The organism is Bacteroidota bacterium (assembly GCA_016722565.1).
GTDB lineage: Bacteria > Bacteroidota > Bacteroidia > 2-12-FULL-35-15 > 2-12-FULL-35-15 > 2-12-FULL-35-15.
Genome location: JADKIU010000003.1, coordinates 142,208 through 159,842 on the forward strand (window position 1 = coordinate 142,208; position 17,635 = coordinate 159,842).

Below are 17,635 nucleotides of genomic sequence, written 5' to 3' on the forward strand. Positions count from 1 at the left end.
TTAAATATCTATATGATTTTTTGTATCAATATGTGGTACAAGAGGAGTATTTACGTGGGCTCTTGCAGATTCATTCACATGGAGTCTTGCAGACTTATCAACATGTGCTGAGCCTCCTATATCGGTATGAAATCCTGTTCTTGTATCAATGTGTGCTTTTGCTCCCTTATCAATATGTCCTCTTGCCCCTTCATCTATATGTCCTTTTGCTCCTTTATCAATGTGCATTGAAGCCGGAATATCTGTATGACCAAGAGAAATATTTACTTTGGCATCTGGAAATATTGTTTTGATTGCCCCTTCAATTATTTTATCGGAGTAGCCAAGATCAGATAGTGCCTTAATTACATTGGCAGCATTCTCTCCAGCACCTTTCAAAACACCCGCAATTTGCTCTGGCTTGAAATCTAGTAAGGTCTTCACGAGTGGAGCAATTTTGTCACGAGCTATACCATAAACATCGTGGAGTGCTTTTCCTATTAATTGATCAACAATCTGTATTATTTTTGCTTTTATTGCTTTTAACCATAATTCTGCATCTTTTAACAAATCTGCAAATATTTTTTCGACATTTTCCTCGATGTATTTAAAAAGTAGATTAGGAATGTCTTTAATATCACGAGTATCCAATTGGATTGTCCCTAAATTAAAGTCCAGACCAATAATCTCAAACTTAGCGTTTATTTTGGTTTTTAAAACACCCTTATTATATATTGCTACAAAACTACCTTTTACAGATGTGCTAAAATCCAACTTACCTAAATTCATTGGCAATGTAATCGATTTGTTTTTAAACCCAACATCTAATCCTGCTTTAGCCTCAAAATTGGTGTCGTTCAAAGTCACTTCAAGTTCGTCTTTAAATATATTGACAATATTAGATTTAACATTTACTGTTATTCCATTATCACTTAGCTTACCACTTGATTCAGTACTCAAACCAAGTATATCTATCTTCGCAGAAAATGAAAAATAATCTGGTCCTTTGGAGTTGAAAAGAAGCTCCATCCCTCCAGGATCTACTTTTGTAGATCCTTTATATTTTTCAGGCGTTCCTTTTCCTTTACCAGATATTTTCAATAAGCCATTACTAATATTTATTGGAGCAGCAATAATTTTTCCTTTACTTTCTGAAGATGAATCAACGAGTATTTCCCCAAATGTTTTATGTCCGAAAATATTTAGAATAGATGAAAATCCAAAAATGGGCAACGCAATAGTTCCATCTGGCTTTGCTTCTCCTTGCGGAGTTTCACACCAATGAAACATCACTTGCTCCATTGCTATTTTATTCAAGAATGCGGGCAATTCAATATTCTTGTTGGTAATCGCTTTAAGGTATTCTTCAAGTGTTAACTTGTCTAAATACATATAAGCAAAAGACGGTTCAATTTTCCTAAGGAAGTGCTTGAAAAATAAATTTATACTGGTTACTTCTTATACCTCCAAATTCTTTTACCGCAGGTTTATTTCCTACATCACCCGGAGCATCCGGACCGATATAAAAATCACCTTCTGTACCCACAATAGGAATTCCATTACTAATTCCAGCAGAGACAGTTAACGTAGAAAGATGCACTCCTACATAACCAAGCGGAGCTTTAATTTTACTGGCTATTTCATCCATTTTGAATTTTCCACGAATCCCATCAGCTGTAAACGCAAATCCTCCATCAAGAGAAACAGAGACACCTGGTAATTTAACATCGAAAATACCGTCAATAGATATGACTGGTGTTTTTAAAGGTTTTAGCACAAGCTTTGGCCTTTTAATAGTGAAAATGTTTTCAAGTTCTATATCTTTCGGAAGTGATAAACTAAAATCGATGTCCAATTTATCTTTCATGTTCCAGGACATAAAATACGGGCCTTCCCCCACCAGAGGTTTCAATGGTTTAATGACCAAACTTGCAATACTTCCAGAGTTTTTCAAGTCTAACAAACCAGCGAGGTTAATTCCTGGCTTAAAGTTCACTTCTCTATTATTGTATTCAGGAAATGTTTCAGATTTGATAATTGAAATGTCTTTTGATGTCAGAACATAAATAAGACTATCTATTTTAATAAAATCCAGTGGACTTAATAAATCTCCAATAATTCCAGGAAGTTTAGATAATTTGGATGGCATCTTTTCAAGTTTACAAATTGCCAATATTTCAAGTTCGCCATCAGAAAAAGAAAACTCCGCCTCAAGGATCACTCCCCTATTCTTAAAAACATTACTCTTAAACAAAAAATCTTTGGAAATAGCCTTAATTTTGAATCGATCCTCAGCTTCTGAAATAATATCAATATTTGTAACATCTAAGATCAGATCGTTAAACAAATTTTTAATTAAAGAAAAACTATCCCCAAATTCATTTAGAGATAAATTAATTTTTTTAAGTTTTGCATCTTCTTTTAATTTTAAAAACTTTTCCTTTGCGGTTGCCATAATTTATTTAAATTAAATTTGTTTAAAACTAAAGCAAATTAAGTCGAAAAAAATGAATTTCAATGAAAAATGAATTTTTTTCGGCAATTAAAGCTTAATTTCCCCATACTGTCGTTGCGGTCATTTACGTTTGTCTTTTGCTAAAGATGAAATATCCTATATTTACTATAATGAAAATTTTAAAAAGAAATATCTTATACATATATACTGATGGGTCATCTTTTTCAAATCCTAGAAAAGGTGGTTCAGGGATTCGGTTTGTTCAATTGGATGAAAATGAGGAGGAAACGTTACTAGATATTGAACCAGATGGGTATATGGGAGCCACCAATAATCAAATGGAATTATATGCTTGTGTTGAAGGATTAAGGCAAGTTTCACTTACTTATATCGATCAGCCTTATAATGTTATAGAAATAAGGTCAGATTCTAAATATGTTATAGATAATGTTAGCCAAGCAAAGTACTATTGGCCAAAGCAAAACTGGTTAAATAGCGATGGGAAACCAATACTGAACGTGGATTTGTGGAAGCAACTTTTAAAGGAAATATCTAAAATAAAAGTTCAAATTGTTTTTGTGTGGGTTAAAGGACATGCTAAAGATGAACATAATAAAGCTGTTGATAAAACTGCAAAAAAATCTGCTAATTCTTTTCTAAAAGCTCCTTTATCAATTGTTACTACAAGAAGAAAAACGACCAAAGAAAAAACAAAAATTGGAAGTGTTGTAAATAGTGGTCAAAAACTTTCAATTAAAATTGTCACAAGTGAATTTTTGAAACAACAAAAACTAGCTAAATATCGATACGAAGTTATTTCTAAAGGGAGCAAGTATTTTGGTAAAATTGATATTGCTTATTCTAAAGTAATTATGAGGGATGCTCATTCTTATGAGGTAACATTCAATAAGAATATTAATAATCCGAGAATACTCAGAATAATTAGAGAAATAAAATAAGTCTAATCTATTTCTTCAAAAAAATTCCGTAAGAGATATTTTTGAATATTTACAAATCGACATGGAGAAGAGTAAAATTAATTATTTACTCTAAAACAATAAATTCTTTTTTCTTACGTTTCCCATACATAAACATCAAGATTCACGCTATGTGAAACCAACCGAGTCGCGAGGCCACGGTGGTAAAATGATGAGGGCATTCAGTCAAAATAAAGCGCAACACCCCCTTTTCAATTTTTCTCGATGTAATGAATTTAATACTAATCTTTAAATCATTACAAAATGGAACAAGAACCAAATCAATCTGGCCCAGACTTTATTTTGCCATTAACTGATGAAGTAAAAGAAATCAATGAAATAGCATTTAGAAATCATGCTAAAATATGGGCATACTCAAATGCTTTTTTACCTGTAATAAGAAAACTTGAAAACAACACACTCTTCCTCACACTCTACTATGATTCATATCGAAACAGAGATATAAGACAAATAGAAGAATTGTGTGCAACCTATTATCGTGAAGAGTTTCCAGGCATTAGTTATTCTGAATGTAATGTTTTAAAAATTTGGCTTGACAAAGAAGTATCTCAAGAAGATATTATAAAAACTAATTCAATGGAAGAACTTGAAAAAGTATTTATCAAGGCCATCGACCAAAAAAATTATAATGCTTGTATTCCATATAAAGGGGGACTTACTATTTATGCACTTTACTTAGACTACAAATTTAAATATTGGAATAAGCTTATTAGTCAGGGATTTTTGGAACCAGACTATGAAGAAAAATTTCAACACCGAATGATGGGTGAGTTTTGCGAAGTTAAAGCTAAAGAGGAAAAAATATTTCCTAAAGAAGAAAATAAATTTATGGCATCAATCCACATTTTTCATAAAACAGGTGGTGAACAACCAACGAATTTAGATCCTAAAGCAATTAATCATTTTTTCAAGGGAAACTATGCCAAAGATTGGGCAATGAGATTGGGTTACATACCTACTTTCAAAGATTATAAAGATGGAGTAATCCATTTCGATATAATTTCAGACCCTCGTTGTGAAGACCATGATTTCTTCTTGGCTCACTTTATTGCCAGTGAATATCTAAAAAAGGTAACGGTGCTAAAAGATGCAACGAACTTCATTGCAAATTATTTTAAGGCAAATGACATTATTGGATTTTTGATAACTAGTGATGAAAAGGATCAATTAGAAAGTTTGAAAGAAAGGATGGATAAATCGTATGCTGAGTTACCAAAGAAACCACAGTTGGTGCATTATGGGGCAATTCCTATTTGATGAAATTATTCAGAATTCAGAGAAGGAAATAACTTTTAAAATCAGTGACGATTTCCATCGATTACAATTGCTTGGAGGCAATTCCAAGCAATTGTAACCGCTTCTAAGCGATTCCATATAATTCCAATCGATTCTAAGCGATTCTAAGTGAAAGGCTCTGTTAATTGCGAAAATGGACGGTAGCGAGAAATTTAGAGAAATCCCAAACTGTTCATTGCTTAACAAAGGGGGAAATTTAGAAGTCCTGATAATTTTCACTTTCCATATTTTAAGTAATTTATAGTTTTTAAATAGTAGATTTTTGACTAACTTTACAATTAAAGTCGTTGACAAAAAATGGATTCAATAAAGAACAACCTTTTAGGTATACAAAAGAAAATTCAGAATTTAAAATCTGATTCTCATAATAGTGGAATACTTCAAGAATTGCTTAATGAGTCCGGGCAACTTATACAATTATTAGATACGGAGGAGGGAGCGAAAATTTTAAAATTCCGTGACGAATTAACCTTTTATTTAAAAGGGGGCGATGATAAACTTGAAAAATTCTTCAAATGCAAAGCCGAAGTACTTACAATTATTGCTCAAAAGATAAATTGATTTCTTCAAAATTTGATTTCAGCCCAAATCTACTGGAAGTAGTGGTGTGATTATTTTTGGTTGGTTTGCATCACAAAAAAACTCGCTGCTAAATAAAAGAACCTATATTTACTCGATTAACCCTTATTTCGCCTACCTACTCAAGGCTAATTAACCCCATAATACTTTTGTGTTGGGGGTTTTTTATTTAAATTATAAAAGTATCAATCATCTAATGTTGGAGCTTAGAGGTAGAAAATGTATAAAAATTAATTTGTACATTTGAGTATTGTCTTGCCAATAAGAGGAAGTTCTATTTCTCTATGTAGGGAGTAACTCGACAAAGAAGCCATATTATTAATTTAATGTGGCTTCGACCATTTATTGTTTATGCGAATAATTATAAGCATTAACAGAGTCATCAAAAGCCTGTTTATTGCGGTTGACAATGAAGCACCTCTTCATTTTACTTTTTGTTTATTCGACAAAAAAGCAATAAGAACTTGAAAAACTGAAGAAAAAAATCACCCCGGATCAACAATGAAACGGGGCGACTCCTTACTAACTATTTATTTAGGGTTAAACTGTGTTCTTTTATTTAACAATTACAATTTTATCCGATTCGATCATTTCATTATTTACAATAATCTGATAGAAGTAAATACCACTTTCCAATTTGCTTTCATCAATTTGTAAAGTATTAGTTCCGCTAGTCAGAGTATACGCATTCAATTTTCTACCAGTTAAATCATAAATAATTAATGTTCCGGTTGATTCTTCATCAATAGTATAATCCATTTGCATTACACCGTTGTTTGGATTTGGATATACTTTACTTGCAAGAGTATTCTCTTGAATAGTTTCCTCTTCTTCTGTTTCCATTGAACGCACTGTGCTATTATCTGTTGGGTCAATACGAAGCATTGCACGGGCACTGTAAACAGCATCACCATCAATCAACGGATCTAAATTTGCGATTGCAAGTAATGTGCTTTCATCAGCAGATTCAAGTTCATAACTACCACTTGCAAACGTTTGTAAATAAATAGCATTAACTGTTTTGCGATTTGTTTCCATTACTGTTGTTGGAGCAACAGCACTGTTTACCGATGTAGCTGTAGCAACATTATCACTATTGATTAAATCACTTACTTGCTCAAATTTTCCTATCGGTGCAGTTTCACTGGCAGTATAAAAATTTTGATAATCAATATCATCAGCAGCACCCAAGGTAAGCATTGCTGGGTCTTTTTCAGCTCTCTGTATGTCATCATTTTATCTGCAAAATCAAATTCTGCAGGCATTGCTGTATAGGCCATCAGGTTGTGAACAATCTTACCAAATTTTTGATTTCTTACATCCGTTGGTGAAGGTGGAGCAAAAAACTAGCGCAAACATCTGCTGAACTTGTTGCACCTAAAGGGTGTCCTGCAACAAAACTCAATGGTGCCATTCCTTGTTGACAACCCATTTCTAGGGTCAGTGAATGGGCTACCACTTATGTACCACATTTCAATTGGTGATAAAATGTTTCCACTCATTTTTGCCGGTCCTAGGTTAATGAACCATACATTACGCTGAGAAACGCCACTATTCAATTGGTTGCCAACAGTGGCTCCGTCAAATTTTAAACCATACCAACATTGAAATAAATTGTTACAAGCAATGGTTGCATTATTACAAGCTCCCAACATTCGTACACCTTGGCCAACTCTTATAAGTGTGTTTTTTCCGACTACACTGTTTTGAGTATTTTCAACGCTAATACCACGTAAAATTAATTCGGTTGCAGCACTTGGTGGTGGTCCCCCTAATTTTTGAACAGTATTATTTTCAACTTTACTATTATCACTTTTTTCTAAACGGATACCGATCAATGTCGCTCCACTTACAACCATACCAAAAGGATATCCAATTGAATTCCCTTCAACAAGCGTAGCATCTGAATTAATCAACCAAATACCTGTTTTTGCTCTTTCTATTGTGTTGCCTGTAATGGTTGCATTATTTGGATTCAACAATACATTTTGTACAACAATGGCATAGTTTGAAATAATCGATCCATATAAACCGCCAGATAAACTAATTTGATTATTGGCAATGTTCATGCTAAATGCATTTGGATTTTCATACATATCAATACCATTGATAACAGCTGTCATTTTATTGTTTACAACATCCAGTAATCTGTTTGAACATTGAGTAACAAAAACACCTGTACCTGTCAAATTAAGAAATACGTTTCCATCAACAAACACATCCATGTTATTTTTTGCTGAAATACCGTTGAGGCAATTAAAGAACGTGTTTTGTATCGTACCAGCTCCTGCAACAATAAGTATGTGTGATGGTGTTTTTTCTCCTGTTGCACATATTGCAGTTCCAAGTTGACAATCACAACCTTTACATGCTACACCTGATGGATTATCAATAACTGTAAATAAGTTGTTGTATACCACAACACTACTACCTTTACTTCTGATACCATTCCCCATGTTTCTGAAATTGTTTTTTAGGGAAGCACTTGTTGAGGTTCCTATCTGAATTTGACTCACCTCATAAATTTCAATTCCTACTCTTGTTCTTGTTCCCGTAGCATAAGGAGGAAGCAATGTCGCATTTGTTAAAGTAGGATAGTTTCTGCAGTATAAATTAGTTTTTGTGATTGTGCCTGTATGCGAACCTGCAAATGGCATTACAACAATATGTTTGAAATTTTTATTTAACTCAGAATTAGTAATGGTGTATTTTCCTCCATCTACGGAAACAACAGCACTATCAGCATCTTCAATGCGTGTGTTGCCATTAACAACAAGGTTTTGACCAGCATTGATATAAATACTATTCCACATAATATTACATGGTGCTGCATGCACATATGTATTGTTTGTCAAAGTCAAAGTTTTTGTTCCGCCAACAGTGGGAATAACAATTTTTGCTCCGGCAGCCATTACTACATTTGTTCCATTTATTGTAAAATTATTGTCAATAGTAAATGTTCCGTTAATTACTAAAGTTCCTCCAATAAAAGGATTTGCCAAAGAACTCGATAAACCATTGATAACATTTGTTGTGCCGTGTGGACCCAAACAACAAGGATAGTAATGCTCTGTTGCTGAATTCGAACAACCTGTTAAAGGATCTGTTGCTGTTACAGTTATATCTGCTCCAAATGTAACAGCACTTGATATCCAAGTAACGGTAAATGTTCCAGCTCCGCTTATTGCAGAAGCTGTACCATATCCTGGTGGAGTTATCAAAGGAGTACTATAAGTATAAGCAGGATTGTAATTTGAAATTATATAGGTATGTGTTGTTGCGCAAATGGTTCCATCTCCAGAAATAATTGGAGCTGCAAATAAAGGTAAAGTAACAACTGTTGTGCTTGCTGTTCCAACACATCCATTTGCATCGGTTACCGTTACACTTATTGGTCCACCAGGTAAGCCGTTAACGTTATCCGAAAACAAACTACTACTATTTGTTGTCCCATTGCTCCATGCATAAACCAAAGGGCCTGTTGCACCGCTCACAAATGCTGAAGCTTGGCCATCCGAATTTCCTGGACAATTTTCTGGTAAGTTTGATTCTACCAAAACTACAGGGTTGGGATGCAATGTTACTGTGAATGGAGGAGATGTACTTTTACAACCACCAGGAAATCCTATTTGTACAGTATATACACCAGGCACAGTAGCAGTATAAAAAACAAAACCTGCACCAGATGCTCCAGGAATGGCTACGCCATTTAAATACCATTGAATCGTGCTATAAAAACCACTGAGAGCCAAAGCTTGAAGAGTTGTACTTCCACCCACGCAAATCTTATTAATGCCACCAACATTTGGTATTACAGGACCAGGTGTAATTACAAAAGAAAAATTTGTCGTTGAAGTACATCCACTAGGAGCAGTACCTGTTAAAGTTACCGTATAAGTTGTAATCATCGTTACTGGGGGCAAAGGACTTGTTATCGAAGCTGTAGCACCTGACGTTGAAAAGCTTGACAATGAAGGGGTACATGTCCATGTAAATCCACTACCATTGCTTGCAGTAAAAGTTGTATTTACTACATCGCCTGTGCAGACATTAGTACTACCACTAACTACGACAAGTGGCGATTCGGTAATTGAAGCATCGTCTGCATAATAATATTGCAATGAACTAACTCCAGTCGCTGGAAATGCACCAATTGCAATAAAAAGAGCACCAGTGGTAGCAGTATAATAGCTTGTGACTTTTGTATATCCGTTTATATCTGGAGACTCCGTTTTGGGTAATGGCGAACCAGGAGAAGATCCAAAGGAAGCACCAGCAGCGAAAACACCAATATTAGGTGCTACTGGTCCAGGATCGGCAGTTTTGTAATAAAAAATTATTTTGTATGTTGTTCCTGGAGTTACTGTAACAGAATTTGTAATATATTCTTTGTATGCTGGATTAGAAGGGCTTCCTATTGCAAATCCCCCATGCCCACTTCCTGTATGAGGAGACGGAGTAAATGAAAGACAAGATAGCGTTCCAGAACTAGTATTAAAATAATCAGGAGTTTGAATTTGCCCCCAACCAGTGGCTAAGGTAACACTGAAGTCTGGAAAAGAAGGAGTAGAAGCACAAAAAGGTAATGCTGAAAAACTTTCAAACCCACCATTGCTTAAAAGGTTTGCACAAGCAGCCATTGTAGCTTCTCTGTTTTCAAGACAAACTGAATAATCAGTTGTAACACTACTATTGTAAATTTTAATAAAATATTCTTGCGTTGTTGATAGGCCCATTGCATTAATCGTCAAGCTTTTTCGAGCAGCATCAGTAGTGCTTTCAGAGTATAACAGACTCATGCTAGTGCAATTTCCACTATAAAGTTCTAATTGAGTAATGTAGTTGTTTGGATTAAGACTGTCAGGAATAATCGAACAACCAATAGTGACATTTACCGAATCAGGAATAAATTTATGCCAGATTATCTGACTTGCACTTGCCGAATAAACAGGACATTGCAGTACACTGGTATTTGATATTGCACTAATACATGTAGAACCACTTTGTGCACTTGCAGAAAGAATGATAAAACATAAACTAAGAAGAGAAATGATTTTTTTCATGAAGAGTGTTTTTAATTTAGCTTATAACAACATTATAACAAAAAAAATCAAAAAGCAAAAACATTGCTAAGTAAATACCAACATTAATTTACAATGCAAAGCTTTCCCTTGTGAACCTCTCCGTTATTCAATTTTAAGTAATAGTAATAGATTCCAGTTTCAAATTCAATGGTATTCAAATTGTTTTTGTAATTCGTATTTTTGTAAACGATTTGTCCTAATGAATTATATAAGAACAATTCTGTAGTTCCTTGCAATCCTTTTATTTCAAAAATTTGATTTCCTCCCATCAATGTAGGAATAAATAATTCTTCTATTGGCGGGTCAGGACAAGCGGTTACACTCGCATCATCAACATAATAATGTATATTACTTTCGATATTTCCAGGATATGTTGTGTCTATTACAATGTCGGTGTCGCTTAAAAAAGAACCAATGATCATGTATCGCTCCCCTCCAGTAGCAATAAAGCTACCAGATACCAGCATCCAATTAGTAGTATCAGATAGCAAAACACTCGCAGGACTTACCACTTGTGGTAAAACAGGAAGGTAAAAAGGGGTCGTGTAGTCTGTTAGCTTGGTAGCTGAAAAATAAGCCCCTATAGATCTCGTTGAAAATATTGCATAATTACTTAAAGAGAGGTGAAATTCTACACAATATTTTTTATTAGCTTCTAAAGAAGAATCTAATTGTATTCCGATATATTCTCTTTGAAAACTGTTCATCCCTATTCCTGCATAGGCATTTCCTGTTCTTGCAGGTTGATAACCAATGGCATTAGTTGGAACTCCCATATATGCTGCACCTGTGCTATCAATAGCACATATATTAAAATAATCGGGTGTATTAGCTGTTGGATTATACCAAGGTGTTGCTTTATACAATTGATTTGTTAATGTAGGACAACTTGTATATGTTTCAAACGATGGATTAGGAACAAGATTGACTTGCCCAATACAAAAATGGAATGGAATTACTATAAATAATATGTAAATGAGATGCTTCATAAAAACAAAAATGCAATGACACGATTAGTGTCATTGCATTAAGTTAAGATTTTTATTTCACAATTACAATTTTATCAGATTCAATCATTTTATTATTTACAATAATTTGATAGAAGTAAATACCACTTTCCAATTTGCTTTCATCAATTTGTAAAGTGTTAGTTCCGCTAGTCAGAGTATACGCATTTAATTTTCTACCAGTTAAATCATAAATAATTAATGTTCCGGTTGCTTCTTCATCAATAGTATAATCCATTTGCATTACACCGTTGTTTGGATTTGGATATACTTTACTTGCAAGAGTGTTTTCTTGAATAGTTTCCTCTTCTTCTGTTTCCATTGAACGCACAGTGCTATTATCTGTTGGATCAATACGCAGCATTGCACGGGCACTGTAAACAGCATCACCATCCGTCAAAGGATCTAAATTAGCGATTGCAAGTAGTGTGCTTTCATCAGCAGATTCAAGTTCATAACTACCACTTGCAAACGTTTGTAAATAAATAGCATTAACTGTTTTGCGATTTGTTTCCATTACTGTTGTTGGAGCAACAGCACTGTTTACCGATGTAGCTGTAGCAACATTATCACTATTGATTAAATCACTTACTTGCTCAAATTTTCCTATCGGTGCAGTTTCACTGGCAGTATAAAAATTTTGATAATCAATATCATCAGCAGCACCCAAGGTAAGCATTGCTGGGTCTTTTTTCAGCTCTCTGTATGTCATCATTTTATCTGCAAAATCAAATTCTGCAGGCATTGCTGTATAGGCCATCAGGTTGTGAACAATCTTACCAAATTTTTGATTTCTTACATCCGTTGGTGAAGGTGGAGCAAAAAAACTAGCGCAAACATCTGCTGAACTTGTTGCAACTGCAGGGTGTGTTGCAACAAAACTCAATGGTGCCATTCCTGGTGTTGACAACCCATTTCTAGGGTCAGTGAATGGGCTACCACTTATGTACCACATTTCAATTGGTGATAAAATGTTTCCACTCATTTTTGCCGGTCCTAGGTTAATGAACCATACATTACGCTGAGAAACGCCACTATTCAATTGGTTGCCAACAGTGGCTCCGTCAAATTTTAAACCATACCAACATTGAAATAAATTGTTACAAGCAATGGTTGCATTATTACAAGCTCCCAACATTCGTACACCTTGGCCAACTCTTATAAGTGTGTTTTTTCCGACTACACTGTTTTGAGTATTTTCAACGCTAATACCACGTAAAATTAATTCGGTTGCAGCACTTGGTGGTGGTCCCCCTAATTTTTGAACAGTATTATTTTCAACTTTACTATTATCACTTTTTTCTAAACGGATACCGATCAATGTCGCTCCACTTACAACCATACCAAAAGGATATCCAATTGAATTCCCTTCAACAAGCGTAGCATCTGAATTAATCAACCAAATACCTGTTTTTGCTCTTTCTATTGTGTTGCCTGTAATGGTTGCATTATTTGGATTCAACAATACATTTTGTACAACAATGGCATAGTTTGAAATAATCGATCCATATAAACCGCCAGATAAACTAATTTGATTATTGGCAATGTTCATGCTAAATGCATTTGGATTTTCATACATATCAATACCATTGATAACAGCTGTCATTTTATTGTTTACAACATCCAGTAATCTGTTTGAACATTGAGTAACAAAAACACCTGTACCTGTCAAATTAAGAAATACGTTTCCATCAACAAACACATCCATGTTATTTTTTGCTGAAATACCGTTGAGGCAATTAAAGAACGTGTTTTGTATCGTACCAGCTCCTGCAACAATAAGTATGTGTGATGGTGTTTTTTCTCCTGTTGCACATATTGCAGTTCCAAGTTGACAATCACAACCTTTACATGCTACACCTGATGGATTATCAATAACTGTAAATAAGTTGTTGTATACCACAACACTACTACCTTTACTTCTGATACCATTCCCCATGTTTCTGAAATTGTTTTTTAGGGAAGCACTTGTTGAGGTTCCTATCTGAATTTGATTCACCTCATAAATTTCAATTCCTACTCTTGTTCTTGTTCCCGTAGCATAAGGAGGAAGCAATGTCGCATTTGTTAAAGTAGGATAGTTTCTGCAGTATAAATTAGTTTTTGTGATTGTGCCTGTATGCGAACCTGCAAATGGCATTACAACAATATGTTTGAAATTTTTATTTAACTCAGAATTCGTAATGGTGTATTTTCCTCCATCTACGGAAACAACAGCACTATCAGCATCTTCAATGCGTGTGTTGCCATTAACAACAAGGTTTTGACCAGCATTGATATAAATACTATTCCACATAATATTACATGGTGCTGCATGCACATATGTATTGTTTGTCAAAGTCAAAGTTTTTGTTCCGCCAACAGTGGGAATAACAATTTTTGCTCCGGCAGCCATTACTACATTTGTTCCATTTATTGTAAAATTATTGTCAATAGTAAATGTTCCGTTAATTACTAAAGTTCCTCCAATAAAAGGATTTGCCAAAGAACTCGATAAACCATTGATAACATTTGTTGTGCCGTGTGGACCCAAACAACAAGGATAGTAATGCTCTGTTGCTGAATTCGAACAACCTGTTAAAGGATCTGTTGCTGTTACAGTTATATCTGCTCCAAATGTAACAGCACTTGATATCCATGTAACGGTAAATGTTCCAGCTCCGCTTATTGCAGAAGCTGTACCATATCCTAATGGAGTTATCAAAGGAGTACTATAAGTATAAGCAGGATTGTAATTTGAAATTATATAGGTATGTGTTGTTGCGCAAATGGTTCCATCTCCAGAAATAATTGGAGCTGCAAATAAAGGTAAAGTAACAACTGTTGTGCTTGCTGTTCCAACACATCCATTTGCATCGGTTACAGTTACACTTATTGGTCCACCAGTTAAGCCGTTAACGTTATCCGAAAACAAACTACTACTATTCGTTGTTCCATTGCTCCATGCATAAACCAAAGGGCCTGTTGCACTACTTACAAATGCTGATGCTTGACCATCCAAATTTCTGGACAATTTTCTGGCAAATTCGATTCTACAAATACTATAGGATTAGGATTTAATGCTAAAATAAATGGATTAGAAAAAACAGGACAACTTCCATCAGTGTAGCTTATTTGGACAGTATATATTCCAGGAATACTTGCAGTATAATTTACAGACGTTGCACCACTAATTGGTAATCCATTTAAATACCATTGTATTGTAGTCGGATAAATTGTACTTACACTTAAAACACTTGTTCCACCAGCACAAAGCAAATTGCTATAACTAATTGTTGGCAAAGCAGGTGGTGCTGTAATAGTGTAAGGATAAGTAGTTGTGGAAATACATCCACTGGTAGTTGTACAAGTTAATGTTATCGTATATATTACTGTAGTTGTTTGGCCTGCAATAGGGCCACTAAGAGTAGCTACATTCCCTGACGATGAAAAAGAAGTCGATGGTAAAGCGGGACTACAAGTCCAAGTGAAACCAGATCCAGTACTTGTATTTGCTGTAAAAGTAACAGTTCCATTTTCTGCAGCACAAAAAGTAGGTGGTCCAGCTACCGTTACTATAGGTGACTCAACCATTGATACATCATCAATACTCCAATAATTGTTTGTGCTATGATCTATTCCTGAAAAGTAATCTCCAATTGCAAAAAGGACAGTACCAAAAGTAGTTGCATGAGTATAAAATGTAGTAACTTTTACCCAACCTCCAGCTATTGGTGTTTCAGTTTTAGGTAGAGGCGTTTCACCAAAAAGTGGATCAGACATAGTAGCTGGTCCGGGACGTAAGGCTACAGCAATATTACTAGGATCGCTTCCAACGATTCTTTTATAGTAAAATTCAAATTTATATGTAGCACCATTAACCATACCCGTTGCACCATTTAATATATACTCCCTGTACAAACCACCAGAAGCTGTACTACTACCCACTCCTGCTGAACCATTTGCTGTTCTTGGTGGAGCTAAAAAAGAGAAGCATGCAGGTACAATTGGAGAAAGAATATTTTGATAATCTGGAGTAAGTCGAGCACCTGTACTGCTAAAAGGGTTTGGGGAATCCATCCAACCACTAGCTCTGGTAATTCGGAAACTGGTTGATGGGCTTGAACAATCTGGTAATGAACTGAAACTTTCAAAACCACCATTTGAAATTTTGTTTCCACAAGGTACAGACGAAGAAGATTTATTTTCAAGACAAATCGAAAAATCGGTATTGTAGATTCCATTGTAGATTTGTATGAAATACGTTTGCCCAACTATTAAACTCGTAGGATTTAAAAACATTGATTTCATCATTGATGTGTCAGTAGTACTTTCAATAAGGGTCATTCCGCTACAAGTACCAGAATATAAATCAAGTTGAACAATTCTATTGTTAAGATTGAGACTGTCAAACATTGCAGAAACTTCAACAGTAACATTAGTAGAGTCAGGGATAAACTGAAACCATGTTATCTGATTTGAAGTTGCACTATATATAGGGCAATAATTTCCGCTCGTTAAATTAATTGCACTAATACAAGTTGCGCCAGTTTGTGCATTTGTTATAACAGAGCAAAGAAATAAACTTAGGAATAGAAGAAGTTTTTTCATGAGATTTAAAATATAGGGTATATTAAAATTATGGATAAACGCTTATCTATGGCTAATATAGAATAATTTGGATAAAACTCAAACTTTAATACTTAAAGATGATATTAATTAAAATTCCTACGCAAAATAATTCTTTGATTATTTAACCTCCGAATGTTAAATAAATATATTCTAACTTTTTTGGACACTTTTCGACTTCCGTGACATTTTTGTTGATGGTTCAAAAGACCAAATAGGTTTTTTATCTGTCATTGTTTCAATGACACGATTGTCATCGTTCCAGCTACATAAATATTTATACTCTTTTGTACTCAAATTTACCTCCGCAGGTCTCTATGTCAATTATCGCAAACATTGTTAATATTTTCTTGTGGTCTGTAATGCCTTGTGTTAAGGACTTTAAAAGGTTGCTAAAATATGTAGCACAAATATACTAAATATATTGGTAATTTTAAAACTCGGAATTAACCCTACTCAAATCCAATGAATAAGCGAACGATTGTCCACATGGACTTAGATACTTTCTATGTTTCTTGTGAGAGACTCAATAACCCAGAATTAAACGGACTACCATTAATTATTGGTGGTAGTTCTGACAGAGGCGTTGTTGCTTCTTGCTCATACGAAGCACGAAAGTTTGGTGTGAGATCAGCTATGCCAATGAAATTTGCACTTCGTCTTTGTCCTCAGGCTAAAGTAATTAAGGGAGATATGGAATTGTATTCAAACAAATCGCATGAAATAACATCCATAATTCAAGACCAAGCTCCTGTTGTTGAAAAAGCGAGTATTGATGAATTCTATTTGGACATTTCAGGAATGGATAAATTTTTTGGTTGTTATAAATGGACAACTGAACTGACTTCAAAAATTATGAAGGAATCTGGTTTACCTATCAGCTTTGCTTTGTCTGTAAACAAAACTGTTTCAAAAATTGGAACAGGAGAAGCAAAACCGGTAGGCAAGTTAGAAATCAGAGAGGAAATGGTTAGACCATTTTTAGATCCTTTGTCAATTCAAAAAATCCCAATGCTGGGTGATGTTACATTTCAGTTGCTTTCCCGAATTGGTATAAGAACTATTAAAACATTATCTGAAATGCCTGCCGATGTGTTACAGCAGATGATAGGCAAGAACGGGATTGAGTTATGGAAAAAAGCAAATGGAATTGATAATAGTCCTGTTGAACCTTTTTCAGAAAGAAAATCAATTTCGACAGAACATACTTTTGAAAAAGATACGATAGATATTCCAAGATTAAAAGCATTAATAGTTGGAATGGTTGAAAAACTTGCTTATCAATTACGTTCTGAAAAATGGTTGACTTCAACCGTTGTTGTCAAAATACGATACAACAATTTTGATACGGAAACAAAGCAATGCAGAATTGCATATACTTCTTGCGATCATATTTTAATTGATAAAGTAAATGACTTATTTGACAAACTGTATAATCGAAGAATGCGTTTACGTTTAATAGGAATTCGCTTTACAAGCTTAGTTCATGGAACTTATCAAATAGATATGTTCGATGACACAACAGAAATGATGTCTTTATATCAAGCAATTGACAAAATGAAAAATCGTTTTGGCTTTGATGCAATTACTCGTTGTGCAGGTACAAAAATGAAAGATAAAAAAAAGTAA

General features: G+C 34.5%; 11 protein-coding genes and 1 riboswitch. Of the genes, 4 read left to right on the top strand and 7 right to left on the bottom strand.

The genetic code is table 11. The annotated features are described in order from the left end of the window. Together IPP64_11790 and IPP64_11795 are read right to left on the bottom strand one after the other, a co-directional pair. Nucleotides 1-1,371 (bottom strand): hypothetical protein, encoded by a 1,371-nt coding sequence (locus tag IPP64_11790; GenBank protein ID MBL0330070.1) that lies wholly within the window; start codon nucleotides 1,369-1,371, stop codon nucleotides 1-3. Between the two features lie 25 nt (nucleotides 1,372-1,396). Beyond that, complete coding sequence (locus IPP64_11795) at nucleotides 1,397-2,434, bottom strand: hypothetical protein (GenBank protein ID MBL0330071.1); 1,038 nt, start codon at nucleotides 2,432-2,434, stop codon at nucleotides 1,397-1,399. Between the two features lie 170 nt (nucleotides 2,435-2,604). Here IPP64_11795 and IPP64_11800 point away from each other — a divergent pair, with 170 nt between their 5' ends. The 3 genes from IPP64_11800 (at nucleotide 2,605) to IPP64_11810 (ending at nucleotide 5,289) form a co-directional block, all read left to right on the top strand. After that, nucleotides 2,605-3,393, top strand: a complete 789-nt coding sequence (locus tag IPP64_11800) for a ribonuclease HI (protein ID MBL0330072.1) — start codon at nucleotides 2,605-2,607, stop codon at nucleotides 3,391-3,393. Between the two features lie 127 nt (nucleotides 3,394-3,520). After that, nucleotides 3,521-3,615: riboswitch (SAM riboswitch) on the top strand. 60 nt (nucleotides 3,616-3,675) lie between these two features. Next, the gene (locus IPP64_11805; GenBank protein ID MBL0330073.1) at nucleotides 3,676-4,689 is read left to right on the top strand and encodes a hypothetical protein; all 1,014 of its coding nucleotides are present in this window, start codon (nucleotides 3,676-3,678) and stop codon (nucleotides 4,687-4,689) included. Between the two features lie 336 nt (nucleotides 4,690-5,025). After that, nucleotides 5,026-5,289, top strand: a complete 264-nt coding sequence (locus IPP64_11810) for a hypothetical protein (GenBank protein MBL0330074.1) — start codon at nucleotides 5,026-5,028, stop codon at nucleotides 5,287-5,289. Between the two features lie 573 nt (nucleotides 5,290-5,862). Here IPP64_11810 and IPP64_11815 read toward each other — a convergent pair. The 5 genes from IPP64_11815 to IPP64_11835 form a co-directional block, all read right to left on the bottom strand. Then, nucleotides 5,863-6,507 carry a T9SS type A sorting domain-containing protein gene (locus IPP64_11815; GenBank protein MBL0330075.1) on the bottom strand — a complete coding sequence of 215 codons (645 nt, stop codon included), beginning with the start codon at nucleotides 6,505-6,507 and terminating at the stop codon, nucleotides 5,863-5,865. Between the two features lie 146 nt (nucleotides 6,508-6,653). Then, nucleotides 6,654-10,370, bottom strand: a complete 3,717-nt coding sequence (locus IPP64_11820; GenBank protein MBL0330076.1) for a right-handed parallel beta-helix repeat-containing protein — start codon at nucleotides 10,368-10,370, stop codon at nucleotides 6,654-6,656. 83 nt (nucleotides 10,371-10,453) lie between these two features. Further along, nucleotides 10,454-11,380, bottom strand: a complete 927-nt coding sequence (locus tag IPP64_11825; GenBank protein ID MBL0330077.1) for a gliding motility-associated C-terminal domain-containing protein — start codon at nucleotides 11,378-11,380, stop codon at nucleotides 10,454-10,456. A gap of 52 nt (nucleotides 11,381-11,432) precedes the next feature. After that, nucleotides 11,433-14,411 carry a right-handed parallel beta-helix repeat-containing protein gene (locus IPP64_11830; protein MBL0330078.1) on the bottom strand — a complete coding sequence of 993 codons (2,979 nt, stop codon included), beginning with the start codon at nucleotides 14,409-14,411 and terminating at the stop codon, nucleotides 11,433-11,435. Then, on the bottom strand, nucleotides 14,372-15,988 hold the full coding sequence (locus tag IPP64_11835) for a hypothetical protein (protein MBL0330079.1): 1,617 nt from the start codon (nucleotides 15,986-15,988) through the stop codon (nucleotides 14,372-14,374). The genes IPP64_11830 and IPP64_11835 overlap by 40 nt, the downstream gene beginning before the upstream one ends. Before the next feature lie 483 nt (nucleotides 15,989-16,471). Here IPP64_11835 and dinB point away from each other — a divergent pair, with 483 nt between their 5' ends. Then, nucleotides 16,472-17,635 carry a DNA polymerase IV gene (gene dinB, locus IPP64_11840; GenBank protein MBL0330080.1) on the top strand — a complete coding sequence of 388 codons (1,164 nt, stop codon included), beginning with the start codon at nucleotides 16,472-16,474 and terminating at the stop codon, nucleotides 17,633-17,635.

Excerpts from the sequence above, each read along its gene's own strand:
- IPP64_11790 (MBL0330070.1), bottom strand. The coding sequence starts at position 1,371 with ATGTATTTAGACAAGTTAACACTTGAAGAATACCTTAAAGCGATTACC.
- IPP64_11795 (MBL0330071.1), bottom strand. The coding sequence starts at position 2,434 with ATGGCAACCGCAAAGGAAAAGTTTTTAAAATTAAAAGAAGATGCAAAA.
- IPP64_11800 (MBL0330072.1), top strand. The coding sequence starts at position 2,605 with ATGAAAATTTTAAAAAGAAATATCTTATACATATATACTGATGGGTCA.
- IPP64_11805 (MBL0330073.1), top strand. The coding sequence starts at position 3,676 with ATGGAACAAGAACCAAATCAATCTGGCCCAGACTTTATTTTGCCATTA.
- IPP64_11810 (MBL0330074.1), top strand. The coding sequence starts at position 5,026 with ATGGATTCAATAAAGAACAACCTTTTAGGTATACAAAAGAAAATTCAG.
- IPP64_11815 (MBL0330075.1), bottom strand. The coding sequence starts at position 6,507 with ATGCTTACCTTGGGTGCTGCTGATGATATTGATTATCAAAATTTTTAT.
- IPP64_11820 (MBL0330076.1), bottom strand. The coding sequence starts at position 10,370 with ATGAAAAAAATCATTTCTCTTCTTAGTTTATGTTTTATCATTCTTTCT.
- IPP64_11825 (MBL0330077.1), bottom strand. The coding sequence starts at position 11,380 with ATGAAGCATCTCATTTACATATTATTTATAGTAATTCCATTCCATTTT.
- IPP64_11835 (MBL0330079.1), bottom strand. The coding sequence starts at position 15,988 with ATGAAAAAACTTCTTCTATTCCTAAGTTTATTTCTTTGCTCTGTTATA.
- dinB (MBL0330080.1), top strand. The coding sequence starts at position 16,472 with ATGAATAAGCGAACGATTGTCCACATGGACTTAGATACTTTCTATGTT.